We start from the raw sequence: 11,628 nt of genomic DNA on the forward strand, positions 1-11,628 counted from the left end.
TCTGATCTGGTGGGTGCCAACCGTGGTTGGCGCCGTCCCCCGGGCACAGCCCAGCGCTACCGCTGCAGTAACCACCCCGACGCTTCAATAAACGCCCGCACCGCCTGTGCATCGGCATAATCCAGCTCGATCATCCGCGCGATCCCCGCCTTCTCATCCTTTTGCCGCCGCATGTATTCCTGCGCGATGCGATACCCGGCGTAGTACCCCAGATCACTCACCCCGAACGGATTCCGGGCGCTGTTGTACAGCCAGTTGTCCAGATCCTCGCCGTCCATTTCAGCGACGAAGCGCGCGCGGATTTCAGACTCGTGCGCGGGGCCATAGGCATACAGCGGCAACGCCGGCCGGCGCCCGCTCAGCCGCTCGGCCACATACTCGGCCACACCCTCGCGCACCGCGTACTGGGCGAGGCTGCCGGTGGTCTCGCGTTGCTGGGTATGCACGTACTCGTGCAGGTTGTTCTGAGCGTTGTTCGTACCCGGCCGGCTGTCGTAGAAGATCCGCAGGCGGTCGCGCATCTTCTCCGGCAGCTCGCTCACGTCCACGCGTTCATCGCCCAGCGCCATCTCCGCGCCGATCAGTACCTTGTCGCCCAGTGTGGTGCCACCGGTGCGCAGCACACCCACTGCATAGGTGATGGTGGCTGGACGCAGCGCAGGATAAAGCTGGCGGAAGGCGGCCAGGTCGCGCTCCAGCGTGGCGCTGGCCTGCTGCGCGTTGGCGGTCAATGGGCGTACCGACGTCCAGAAGCGCGGCCACGTGTTCATGGCCTCGGCGTACTCGCGGGCGGTGTAGTTGCGCACCTGCATCAGCGCATGCAGGCCGGGGCTGCCCGGTTCGATGTAGCGCTGCTGGACCAGCGCCACCCGGCGTTCGGCATCGGGTTCGGCGCGTACAGCATCGTAGGTGGCCCAGAAGCGGGCGATATCGTCGGTGACGACGTGGGGTGGCGCGGCCACGGCGGTGCAGGGCAGCAGGGCGGCGAGCAGGCTGAAGATCAGACGCATCCATGGCTCCAGGGAAGGACTACCGATGGGATGCGCCGGTGGACAGAAAGGTTTAAGCCCGCTGCCGAGATCGGGGTAGTGCCGGCCGCCGGCCGGCATCCTCGCCACGTCGGGGTTCCACGCGACCCGCCAAAATAGGGTAGAATGCCCACCCCGCCGAAAGGCTGGGGCAGTGCAATGGGCCGTTAGCTCAGTCGGTAGAGCAGAAGACTTTTAATCTTTTGGTCGAAGGTTCGAATCCTTCACGGCCCACCATTGCATCCAATGACCCAGGTCATTCAGAAAGGCATCGCAATGCGGTGCCTTTTTTGTTGCCCTGGTTCAGGGCTCGTAATTCGTCCGCATTCCCTTGGCTTTTGCGGCAGCCGCATTCGCCGAACGCGCTACCTCCGCTTCAGCCGCCTCGAAAGCGGCCTGGCGCTTCGCGCTGATCCGGCGTTCCAGGCAGCAAGGGTGGTGGTGATCAATACACTCACCCTGGGAGCATTCTCGTGGATATGAGCGTGGCGGTGACCAGTCCGTGAGCCCAGGTGCCCGTTGCATGACCATCACCAACTCCATGGTGCTCCAGTTCCTCTGGGTCGGCCGAGGGCCGCCAACGACAGCGCCTCCAGCGGTCTATGCTCAGCGCTTTCCCAGAATGGACCGCCCCATGCGTCTGATCGTGCTGTCGCTGCTGTTGTCCGGTCTATCCGCCATGCCGTTGATGGCCGCCGAACCGGCGCCGTCCGCACGAGTCGCTGCGGCCACGCCGCTGGTGATCGGCGAAACCTTCACCATCGAATCGAAAGCGCTGGGCGAGACCCGTCGCATCAATGTCTACCGCCCGCAGCCGTGGGGCCTGGATCCGAAGGCGCCGCTGCCGGTGCTCTACATGCCTGATGGCGGCATCGGCGAGGACTTCCTGCATGTGGCGGGGCTGGTGCAGGTGCTGAGCGGCAACGGCAGTATGCGCCCGTTCCTGCTGGTCGGCATAGAAAACACCGAGCGCCGCCGCGACATGACCGGCCCCAGCAACGACCCGCAGGACCAGAAGATCGCGCCGCGCATCGGTGGTTCGGCGGCCTACCGTATCTTCCTGCGCGATGAACTGATGCCGCAGGTGCGCCAGCGTTACCCGAGCACCGACGAGCGCGCGCTGATCGGCGAGTCGCTGGCCGGCCTGTTCGTGGTCGAGACGCTGCTGCAGGAGCCGACGCTGTTCAACAGCTACATCGCGCTGGACCCCAGCCTGTGGTGGAACCGGGGCACGATGCTGGCCGCTGCCGCCAGGCAGCTGCCGGCCGTGACGCGTGCGCAACCGCGCGTGTTCCTGGCCAGCAGCGGGCAGCCACAGCTGGCTGCTTCTGCCGCGCAGTTGGCGGCCGTGCTGCAACAGGCGTCACCGTCGCCGCTGGTGAAGTACCTGCCGCTGCCGGAGGAAACCCACGCCACGATCTATCACCCGGCCGCATTGCAGGCGCTGCGCACGCTGTTCCCAGCGCCGCCGCCGGCCTCGCCGTAGCCCGAAGGATTGGCGTGCAGCCGCATGCCATGTGAGGATGCGGCAGCGGCGCCATCCGGTGCGCCGCCCGCAACGGGAGCGTGTGGATGCAGCGTGTGCGTGGATGGAGTGTGGCGGCCTGCCTGGCCGTGAGTGGCTGTGCGATGTCGGTGGCGCCGCCGGCAGCGCAGAGTGAAGCGAAGGACGGCGCGGCCACGGCCGCTGCGGGCGTGGTACTGCCGGATACCGAAGCGCTGCGCGTGCACGATCCGATCGGCCGCGATTACCCGGTCTGGGTGGCACTGCCGGCCGACTACGCCGCACATCCGGAGAAGCACTATCCGGTGCTGTACGTGACCGACGCGCTGTACAGCTTCCCGCTGGTGCGCAGCGTACGCAACCTGGTAGGGCAGCAGGGCGTCAACATCGAGGACTTCATCCTGGTCGGCCTGCCGCCGCAGGAAGGCCTGACCTCCAAGCAGAGCCGCTCGCGGGACTACACGCCCAGCGACCCGGCGCGTACCGATCCGCGTGACTACAGCGATGACGTGAGCTACGGCGGCGCGGCGCACTACCGCGATTTCCTCGCCGAGCAGGTGCTGCCGATGATCGACGCGCGCTACCGCACCGATCCGGCGCGGCGTGCCTATGCGGGTCATTCCTATGGCGGACTGTTCGGCGCCTATGTGCTGACCACGCGCCCGGACATGTTCCGCACCTACATCCTGTCCAGTCCTTCGCTGTGGTTTGACGGTCATCGGGTGCCGCGCATGCAGGCAGAGGCCAAGGCGCCGACGCAGCCGACCACGGTGGTGCTGTCGGTGGGCAGCTTTGAAACGGTCAGGCCCGAACCGCGCTATTTCACCCGCAACGACATGTTGCGCCACAACGCCGAGTTCGCCGAGCAGCTGCGCAACAGCGGGCGATCGTTGAAGGTGGAGAACATGGTGATCGATGACGAAGATCACTTCACGGTCTACCCGGACATGATCACCCGCGCGCTGCTGAAGGTGTTCCCGGGTACCGGGCCGTACAGCAGCGGTTGAGGGTGAGCGCCATCCACGCGTGGCGTGGATCTACTGCAAGAACCTGGTAGATCCACGCCATGCGTGGATGAACGCCTCAGGCCGCCTGTGCATCCGGCCCGGTCAACACGCCCACATCGGCATGCCGGAAGCACAGCCGGATGGCATCGAGCAGCTCGCTCATGTTGTACGGCTTGGGCAGGAAATGGATGCCGTCGCGCAGCTGCGGCAACACCTGGTGCTGGTCCATGCCCGAGGTCACCAGGATCGGCAGGTGCGGGTACAGCCCGCGCACCTGGTTGGCGGCTTCAATACCGCTGATCGCGCCCAGATTGACATCGGTGAACAGCAGGTCGAAACGCTCACCGGCCGCCAGCAGGCCCAGTGCCGCTTCGGCCGAGCTCACGCCCACCACGTGGCAGGCCTGGCTTTCCAGCGCAAGACGGCTCAGCTCGCGGGTTTCCTCGGCGTCCTCGATCAGCAGGACGCGGGGTTCAACGTGGCGCTTGGACAGCAACATGACGCTACAGCTCCGGAAAGCAGCAATGAAAAGGCGCGCAAGTATGCGCAAGCCGGGGGTGATCCCGGCGTGCACGCCAGGCTAAGTGGGCGTTACAGCGGCTGCGGGCGCCGGCGGCGCACGTGCCAGCCCAGTACCGCCACCGCCAGCAGCGCGGTGCCGATGCGCAGGCTGGTGGCCTGCCAACCGAGCGCGACGGCGTCATCGAGGCTGAATACATTCCACGCCAGGTTCATCGACACGTGCAGCACCATGCCGCACCACAGCGAGTCACCGTCCAGGTGGTCGAGCCAGGCGAAGATGAAACCGCCCAGTGAAATCACCGCACCGACGAACAGCGCGGTGCCGCCGCCGTCGAAGCCGCCGAACCCCAGCCAGTGCACCCAACCGAACAGCAGTGCCTGCGGCAGCGCAAGCAGCGGCCACGGGCCACGCACGATCTTCACCAGCAGCACGAAGCCGAGGCCGCGGAACAGCACTTCCTCGGCCAGTGGGAACAGCACGGCGAGCATCGTTGCATCCTGGGCGGTCAGTGCGGTGTTGGGCGTGCCCAGCATCGCCAGGCCCAGCCAGCAGGGCAGGCTGGCCAGCAGCACCCACATCGGGCCGCGCCAGCCGTTCCCGCGCAGCCCCAGGCTGGCCATCAGGCCGACCCCACGGGGGCGCAGCAGTGCGGCCAGCAGCAGCGCCAGCAGTATGGCCAGTGCGTTGTCGAGCAGGCTGCCGCCGTAGGGCATAGGCAAGGCGGGAATCGGCGCGCCTGCGGCCGCAGCGACATCGCGCAGATTCAGGCCCAGGCCGACGCCGAGCAGCACCAGCAGCAGGCGCGCGGCGTTGGGCAGGCGGGACAGGACGGTCATGCACGCACTCCCTGCGGAACCAGCGTGCAGTGTGGAAGGCGGCCGGGAACGCTGGCACGCGCCGGAAGTCCCTGTGCCATCGGTCATGTGTTGCCGGACAGTCATCCGTGGGCAGTTAAAGTCGTTGCCTGACCTTCAGGAGCCCTGCCCATGCTGTGCCCCGTGTGCAAGACCCAGACCCTGCAGATGGCCGAGCGCCATGGCATCGAGATCGATTACTGCCCCGGCTGCCGTGGCGTGTGGCTGGACCGTGGCGAACTGGACAAGATCATCGAACGCGCCGGTGCCGGTGCTGCGGTGCCGCCGCCCGCACCGGTACAGGCACAGACGGCCGCTGCGCCGCCGCCGGTGATGCATCGCGATACCCGCCACCTTGGCCAGCGCTACGAGGACAACCGTGGCCAGCAGTACGGCCATGGGTACAAGAAAAAGAAGAAGGACAGCTTCCTGTCGGAGCTGTTTGATTTCTAGGCGCATCGATTTGTAGCGTCGAGCTTGCTCGACGCTACGGGCGGTCAGGGCCGGCGCAGGATGAATTCGCGGTCGTGGGTGTCGCCGACGATGAAGTCGTACTCACCCACCTTGCTGCAACCGTAGCGCGCGTAGAAGCGCTGCGCGCCGAAGTTTTCTTCCCATACGCCTACCCACAGGGTACGGCGCTGCGGGTGGTCAAGCCAGGCCATGAACGCCTGCATCAGGCGCGCGCCGTGGCCGCCGTTCTGGTAGTTGGCCAGGATGTAGAAGCGCTTCAGTTCGATGTCGCCTTCGCGCGCCTCGGCATGCGGCAGTGTGTTGGCACCGGCGGCCAGATAGCCGACCACCGAGTTACCGTCGATCAACAGCCAGACCGCGCTGCGCGGGTCGGACAGTTCGATGCGCTGTGGCCCGCTGCTGTAGTGCGCCTGCAGGAAATCGTGCAGTTCCTGCGGCGGATACGAGTCACCCCAGGTTTCGTTGTAGGTAGCGATGTCGGTGGCCGACAGGGCGTCGACGTCGGCGAGGGTGGCGCGGCGGATCTGCAACGACATGGCGGTGCCTGCAATGGAGCGTGGCGCAGTGTAGCCGGCCCCGGCGGGTGCCGGGGCTGGCGGTTGCTCACACTCCGCTGCTCAGAACCACATGCGCACGCCGGCCACCCAGCGCGTGTCGCGGGCGTGGTCACCGGCATAGTCGGCGGTATCGCCGAAACTGCGCTCGTGGGCGATGCCGATGTACGGCGCGAAGCGGCGGCTGAACTCATAACGCAGGCGCAGTCCGGCTTCGACCTTGTTCAGGCCGCGGCCGATGCCGTACTCCGGCTCATCCTTGGCCGCCACCGTCACTTCCAGCAGCGGCTGCAGGATGAGCCGGTTGCTCAGCAGCACGTCGTACTCGACTTCGGCCTTGGCCAGCACCTGGCCGCCGGAGCCCAGGTACAGCGTGGCCGAGCTTTCAAACTTGTACGGCGCCAGGCCCTGGACGCCGATGGCAGCCCAGGTGCGCGAGTCGGCCGGCCGGAAGTCCTGGCGCACGCCGACCAGCACGTCCCACCACGGCGACACGCTGCGGCCATACAGCGCTTCAACCGCCGATGATTCGGTGCGGCCACGGCTGCGTTCGCCATCGGTGCGCAGCCACAGGCGGTTGATGTTGCCGCCGATCCAGCCGGTCGCTTCCCAGGCTTGGCCGTTGCTGTCCTTGCCGTCCCAGTGTTCGAGGCGGTCGATCAGCAGCAGGCTGTTGATCTCCGGCGCATGTTCCATCGCACCATGCGCGATCGGCGGGAAGGCGGCGGCGCGGTCGGCGTCGGTCGGGACCGGGATCGGCTCGCGCGGTTCGGTGGGGGCGGGCGCGCCGTGACCCATCGCTGCGTGGTCCATATTTGAATGATCCATCGTGGAATGGTCCATCGCCGCCGGTTGCATCGCGCCATGGTGCATCGTCGAGTGATCCATCTTCGAATGATCGACCGGTTCGGTCGCGGGCATCGCGGTCTTCGCCGGAGGGGCCATCGTGCCCCTGTCATGCCCGGCATGCGATTGCGCGAACACCGGCAGTGCGGCGGCCAGGCCCAGCGCGAGCAGGCTGGAGGTAAGCAGTGGGCGGCTCATTCTTCGATCCTCACTTCGCGCATCATGCCCGCTTCCATGTGGTACAGCAGATGGCAGTGGTAGGCCCAGCGGCCGAGTGCGTCGGCGCGCACGCGGTAGCTGCGGCGGGTGCCGGGCGGCATGTCGATGGTGTGCTTGCGGACCTGGAATTCGCCTTGCGCGTTCTCCAGGTCGCTCCACACGCCGTGCAGGTGGATCGGGTGCTGCATCATGGTGTCGTTGACCAGCACGATGCGCATGCGCTCACCGTAGTTCAGCCGCAGCGGTTCGGCGCTGGCGAACGGAATGCCGTCGAACGACCAGGAGAATTTCTCCATGTGGCCGGTCAGGTGCAGCTCGATCTCGCGGCTCGGCTCGCGACCATCGGGATCTTCGAACAGGCTGCGCATCGCGCCGTAGGTCAGCACCTGGCGGCCGTTGTCGCGCAGGCCGATGCCGGGGTCGTCCAGCTTGGGTTCGGTGGCCGAACTCTGCATGTCCACCAGCGGGTTGTTGCGCTCGCTGGCCGGATGTTTCGGTGCCTTGCTGGCGGCATCGCCACTGCCGTGCGCACCGTGGCCCATGCTGGCGCCGCAGCCGCCTTCCATGCCCTTCATCGCGGCCATGTCGTGGCCACCATGGCCGGCACTGCCCATGTCATGCCCCATATCGGACATCGTCAGCAGCGGGCGCGGGTCACGCGCCGGAATCGGCGCCTGCAGCCCGTGGCGCACCGCCAGCGTGCCGGCAGCAAAGCCGGTGCGGCCCATGTCCTGGCAGAAGATGGTGAACGCATCCTGGCCAGTGGGCTCTACCAGCACATCGTAGGTTTCGGCCGGGGCGATACGGAACTCGTCGATGCTGACTGGATGGATGTACTGGCCATCGGCGGCGACCACGGTCATCTTCAGGCCGGGGATGCGCACGTCGAAGTAGGTCATCGAGGCGCCGTTGATGAAGCGCAGCAGCACCTTCTCCCCACTGCGGAACAGCCCGGTCCAGTTGCCGGCCGGGGCCGTGCCGTTCATCAGGTAGGTGTAGGTATGCGCATTGATGTCGGAAATGTCGGTCGGCGTCATCCGCATCCGCCCCCACATGCCGCGGTCGGACAGCGCGGCCGACCAGCCATCGCGTTTCACATCACGCAGGAAGTCGGGCAGGGTGCGCTTGTAGTAGTTGTCGTGCTCGGCGAGCTTCTTCATGCGCCGGAACAATGCGCCGGGATCCATGTCGGTCCAGTCGGACAGCATGATCACGTGCTCGCGGTCGTGGTGGTACGGCGCCGGCTCGGCCGGGTCGATGATCAGCGCGCCGTACAGGCCGGCCTGCTCCTGGAACATCGAGTGGCTGTGGTACCAGTAGGTGCCCGACTGCTTGAGGTCGAAGTGGTAGTGGTAGGTCTCGCCGGGGCCGATGCCGTTGAAGCTCAGGCCAGGCACGCCGTCCATGTTGGCCGGCAGCAGGATGCCGTGCCAGTGGATCGAAGTCGGGTGCCGCTGCAGCGTGTTGCGCACGAACAGATCCACGGTCTGGCCTTCACGCCAGCGCAGGATCGGCGCGGGCAGCGAGCCGTTGACGGTGATCGCCGGGCGGGTGCGGCCAGTGAAGTTGGCCAGCGACTCGCCGATGGCCAGTTCGATGCGGGTGTCGCTGAGCACGGCGGGGGCGCCGGCCAGGCGCGGGGTGGCCTTGGCGGCGGCGAGCGCGCGCTGCGGCACGCCGACAGCGGCGATGCCGGCAACCACGCCGCCGGCGGCCAGGCCCTGCACGAACAGGCGGCGCGACGGCATGGGCACAACGCCCGGACCGGGGGGAATACGGGTATTCATGGTGGTGACTCCAGACACGTAAAGACGCCGGCAGGCGGCCGGCTACGGTGCGCGGGGCGCACGGTGCGTGTGGAATCAGCCGATGGGAGGGCGCGAGATCGGCGGCAGCGGCGGCGCCGGGCGGCCAGTGGCCGGCATCGGCTGCGGGGCAAGCGACAGTGCGGGGCCGGCCATGAACGGCAGCGGCTGCACTACCAGCAACGGATGCTGGGCGCAGCTGCGCACGCAGTCCTTGATCTGGCAGTGGGCGTCGTGGGCCGGGGCCTTGGCCTGCGGGGCCGGGTCGGCCTGCATGCCTGCGTGGTGGTGGCAGTCGGCAGTGCCGCCATCAACCGCAGTGGCCACGGCGTGGGCCATCCGGCTCATTTCCTCGTGGCCACTGGCCATGGCCGCGTTCAGCCCGTTGAGCAACAGGCTGAGCATGAGCACGACGCGGAGCAGGGTCGAGGCCAGGGACATGGCGCTAATCTAGCCGCAAGCGGGCGCGGATGCACTTCCGGCTGAATGGCCGGTTCAAGGTTGGAGCAGCACCAATGTAGAGCCCAGCCCGCCGCTAACCCTCTTCGCGCACGATCTCGACCAGGCGCGGGCCGTAGCGGCTCAGCTTGGTACCACCGATGCCGCCGACCCGGGCCAGCGCATCCAGGCTGGTCGGGCGCTGCTCGGCGATGTTGCGCAGGGTGCTGTCGTGGAAGATCACGAAGGCCGGTACGTTCTGTTCGCGGGCCAGTTCGGCACGCAGGCCGCGCAGGGCGTTGAACAGCGCCAGGTCCTGCGGCAGCACGGACAGCCCGGTACGCTGCGCACTGCGCTCACGGCCACTGGAGCTGCTGGCGGGATCGCGGCGCATGCTGATCTGGCGACGGCCGGTCAGCACGTCGCGGCTGGCATCGGTCAGGCGCAGGCCACCGTGGCCATCGCTGTCCACTTCCAGCAGGCTGGCGGCGACCAGCTGGCGGAACACGCTGCGCCAGGTGCGCGCATCGAGGTCGCGGCCGATCGCATAGGTGCTGAGCTTGTCATGGCCCTGCTGCTTCACCTTCTCGTTCTCGCTGCCACGCAGGATGTCAATCAGGTGGCCGACGCCGAAGCGCTGGCCGCTGCGGTAGACACAGCTCAGCGCTTTCTGCGCAGGAATGGTGGCGTCCCACGAGGCAGGCGGGGTCAGGCAGTTGTCGCAGTTGCCGCAGGGCTGGGGATAGGTCTCACCGAAGCCGGCCAGCAGCACCTGGCGGCGGCACTGCATGGATTCGCAGTAGCCCAGCAGGTGGTCGAGCTTGGCCCGCTCCAGCTGCTTGCGTTCTTCGCCGGCCTCGGACTGCTCGATCATCTGCTTGAGCAGCACCACATCGCCCAGGCCGTAGCACAGCCAGGCCTCGGCGGCTTCGCCATCGCGCCCGGCGCGGCCGGTTTCCTGGTAGTAGCCTTCCATCGACTTGGGCAGGTCGGTATGCGCGACGAAGCGCACGTCCGGCTTGTCGATGCCCATGCCGAAGGCGATGGTGGCGCACATCACGATGCCGTCCTCGCGCAGGAAGCGGCGCTGGTTGCTGGCGCGCACGTCCGCTGGCAGGCCGGCGTGGTAGGGCAGGGCATTGAAGCCCTGGCCGCAGAGGAATTCGGCGGTCTCTTCGACCTTGCGCCGCGACATGCAGTAGACGATGCCCGCCTCGCCACGGTGGCCACGCAGGAAGTCGGTCAGCTGCTTGCGGGCGTTGTCCTTCTGCACCACGGTGTAGCGGATGTTGGGGCGATCGAAGGAGCTGACGAAGTGGCGTGCGTCCTGCAGATCGAGGCGCTCGGCGATCTCGCGCTGGGTCGGCGGGTCGGCCGTGGCGGTGAGCGCGATGCGCGGGATCTGCGGCCAGCGTTCGTGCAGCACGGTCAGCTGGCGGTACTCGGGGCGGAAATCGTGGCCCCACTGCGACACGCAGTGCGCTTCGTCGATGGCGAACAGGGCGATCTGGCTGCGCGACAGCAGCGACAGGAAGCGACCGGTCAGCAGGCGCTCGGGGGCGACATAGAGCATGTCCAGCTCACCCGCGAGCAGCTCGCGTTCGACGCGGCTGGCGGTCTCGGCATCCAGGGTCGAGTTCAGGTATTCGGCACGCACGCCGAGCTGGCGCAGGGCTTCAACCTGGTCCTGCATCAGCGCGATCAGCGGCGAGATGACGATGCCGCAACCGTCACGCAACAGGGCCGGGACCTGGTAGCACAGTGACTTGCCACCGCCGGTGGGCATCAGCACCAGGGCATCGTGACCGGCAGCCACATGCTCCACGATGTCCTGCTGGGGACCACGGAAATCGTCGTAACCAAAGACGCGTTGGAGCAGGTCGTGCGCGGGACGGGAAGCCATCCGGCTAGTTTACCCCGGCGGGGGTGTCTCGGCAGGGCTGCGCCCTGCACCTGCCGAAGCCTTCAAGCCAGAGCAACGTCAAAGGCAACAGCCGGCTCTGGGGTGTCTGCTGGTTGGGCGGGGCGGTGTGGGCTTGCAGGACACGCCGTAAACCCATCCATGGGGGCTCGATGGCGCCATCCATGGCGCCAACGGTCCTGCAAGCCCACACCGCCCCTCCCCCGACAGATTTCCGGTGACGGTGGGCCCATCCACGCCATGCGTGGATGAAATCTTTCAGATATCGACAAACAAAATGGGGTCAGATCCGCTTTCCGCAGGAAAACGGATCTGACCCCAAGCTTTGCTGGCAGCTCGCGGAAATCTGTCGAAGGCGGGGTGGGTCCGGTTGCGGGGGCGTGAGCGCCATGGATGGCGCGACCGAGCCTACATGGACGTATTTACGGCGTCCCCCGCAACCGGCCCCACTCCGC

General features: G+C 67.1%; 11 protein-coding genes and 1 tRNA gene. 4 read left to right on the forward strand and 8 right to left on the reverse strand.

Going from position 1 to position 11,628, the window contains the following annotated elements; all coding sequences use genetic code 11:
- Window positions 1-56 precede the first annotated feature (56 nt).
- On the reverse strand, window positions 57-1,010 hold the full coding sequence (locus V3B30_RS21705) for a DUF2268 domain-containing protein (RefSeq protein ID WP_262082884.1): 954 nt from the start codon (window positions 1,008-1,010) through the stop codon (window positions 57-59).
- Between the two features lie 179 nt (window positions 1,011-1,189).
- On the opposite strand from V3B30_RS21705, the gene V3B30_RS21710 reads away from it, so the two are divergent.
- The 3 genes from V3B30_RS21710 (at window position 1,190) to V3B30_RS21720 (ending at window position 3,539) form a co-directional block, all read left to right on the forward strand.
- Window positions 1,190-1,265: transfer RNA gene (locus tag V3B30_RS21710), tRNA-Lys, on the forward strand.
- Window positions 1,266-1,662: 397 nt separating this feature from the next.
- Entirely contained in the window at window positions 1,663-2,514 is an 852-nt protein-coding gene (locus V3B30_RS21715) for an alpha/beta hydrolase-fold protein (RefSeq protein WP_262082883.1), read from the forward strand.
- A gap of 86 nt (window positions 2,515-2,600) precedes the next feature.
- Window positions 2,601-3,539 (forward strand): alpha/beta hydrolase-fold protein, encoded by a 939-nt coding sequence (locus tag V3B30_RS21720; protein WP_262082882.1) that lies wholly within the window; start codon window positions 2,601-2,603, stop codon window positions 3,537-3,539.
- 76 nt (window positions 3,540-3,615) lie between these two features.
- Here the strand turns inward: V3B30_RS21720 and V3B30_RS21725 are convergent, their stop codons facing one another.
- Together V3B30_RS21725 and V3B30_RS21730 are read right to left on the reverse strand one after the other, a co-directional pair.
- A complete protein-coding gene (locus V3B30_RS21725; protein WP_057496965.1) occupies window positions 3,616-4,038 on the reverse strand; it encodes a response regulator in 423 nt (140 codons plus the stop codon).
- A 92-nt stretch (window positions 4,039-4,130) separates the two neighbouring features.
- A complete protein-coding gene (locus V3B30_RS21730; RefSeq protein WP_262082881.1) occupies window positions 4,131-4,898 on the reverse strand; it encodes a CPBP family glutamic-type intramembrane protease in 768 nt (255 codons plus the stop codon).
- Between the two features lie 150 nt (window positions 4,899-5,048).
- On the opposite strand from V3B30_RS21730, the gene V3B30_RS21735 reads away from it, so the two are divergent.
- Window positions 5,049-5,369 carry a zf-TFIIB domain-containing protein gene (locus V3B30_RS21735; protein WP_100473670.1) on the forward strand — a complete coding sequence of 107 codons (321 nt, stop codon included), beginning with the start codon at window positions 5,049-5,051 and terminating at the stop codon, window positions 5,367-5,369.
- A gap of 44 nt (window positions 5,370-5,413) precedes the next feature.
- Here V3B30_RS21735 and V3B30_RS21740 read toward each other — a convergent pair whose 3' ends face one another.
- The 5 genes from V3B30_RS21740 to recQ all read right to left on the reverse strand — a co-directional run bounded on the left by V3B30_RS21740 (window position 5,414) and on the right by recQ (window position 11,155).
- Window positions 5,414-5,926, reverse strand: a complete 513-nt coding sequence (locus V3B30_RS21740; RefSeq protein ID WP_262082880.1) for a GNAT family N-acetyltransferase — start codon at window positions 5,924-5,926, stop codon at window positions 5,414-5,416.
- Between the two features lie 81 nt (window positions 5,927-6,007).
- Window positions 6,008-6,988, reverse strand: coding sequence for a copper resistance protein B (locus V3B30_RS21745; RefSeq protein ID WP_262082879.1), 981 nt, complete (start codon window positions 6,986-6,988; stop codon window positions 6,008-6,010).
- On the reverse strand, window positions 6,985-8,796 hold the full coding sequence (locus V3B30_RS21750) for a copper resistance system multicopper oxidase (protein ID WP_262082878.1): 1,812 nt from the start codon (window positions 8,794-8,796) through the stop codon (window positions 6,985-6,987). Before V3B30_RS21750 ends, V3B30_RS21745 begins: the two co-directional genes overlap by 4 nt.
- A 75-nt stretch (window positions 8,797-8,871) precedes the next feature.
- Window positions 8,872-9,255 carry a CopL family metal-binding regulatory protein gene (locus V3B30_RS21755; RefSeq protein ID WP_262082877.1) on the reverse strand — a complete coding sequence of 128 codons (384 nt, stop codon included), beginning with the start codon at window positions 9,253-9,255 and terminating at the stop codon, window positions 8,872-8,874.
- Window positions 9,256-9,349: 94 nt separating this feature from the next.
- Window positions 9,350-11,155, reverse strand: a complete 1,806-nt coding sequence (gene recQ, locus V3B30_RS21760) for a DNA helicase RecQ (protein ID WP_262082876.1) — start codon at window positions 11,153-11,155, stop codon at window positions 9,350-9,352.
- Window positions 11,156-11,628: the final 473 nt, after the last annotated feature.

It is taken from the genome of Stenotrophomonas sp. SMYL41 (assembly GCF_036319965.1).
Lineage (GTDB): Bacteria > Pseudomonadota > Gammaproteobacteria > Xanthomonadales > Xanthomonadaceae > Stenotrophomonas > Stenotrophomonas maltophilia_R.

Coding starts and splice junctions, on each gene's coding strand:
- V3B30_RS21705 (WP_262082884.1), bottom strand. CDS start 1,010: ATGCGTCTGATCTTCAGCCTGCTCGCCGCCCTGCTGCCCTGCACCGCC.
- V3B30_RS21715 (WP_262082883.1), top strand. CDS start 1,663: ATGCGTCTGATCGTGCTGTCGCTGCTGTTGTCCGGTCTATCCGCCATG.
- V3B30_RS21720 (WP_262082882.1), top strand. CDS start 2,601: ATGCAGCGTGTGCGTGGATGGAGTGTGGCGGCCTGCCTGGCCGTGAGT.
- V3B30_RS21725 (WP_057496965.1), bottom strand. CDS start 4,038: ATGTTGCTGTCCAAGCGCCACGTTGAACCCCGCGTCCTGCTGATCGAG.
- V3B30_RS21730 (WP_262082881.1), bottom strand. CDS start 4,898: ATGACCGTCCTGTCCCGCCTGCCCAACGCCGCGCGCCTGCTGCTGGTG.
- V3B30_RS21735 (WP_100473670.1), top strand. CDS start 5,049: ATGCTGTGCCCCGTGTGCAAGACCCAGACCCTGCAGATGGCCGAGCGC.
- V3B30_RS21740 (WP_262082880.1), bottom strand. CDS start 5,926: ATGTCGTTGCAGATCCGCCGCGCCACCCTCGCCGACGTCGACGCCCTG.
- V3B30_RS21745 (WP_262082879.1), bottom strand. CDS start 6,988: ATGAGCCGCCCACTGCTTACCTCCAGCCTGCTCGCGCTGGGCCTGGCC.
- V3B30_RS21750 (WP_262082878.1), bottom strand. CDS start 8,796: ATGAATACCCGTATTCCCCCCGGTCCGGGCGTTGTGCCCATGCCGTCG.
- V3B30_RS21755 (WP_262082877.1), bottom strand. CDS start 9,255: ATGTCCCTGGCCTCGACCCTGCTCCGCGTCGTGCTCATGCTCAGCCTG.
- recQ (WP_262082876.1), bottom strand. CDS start 11,155: ATGGCTTCCCGTCCCGCGCACGACCTGCTCCAACGCGTCTTTGGTTAC.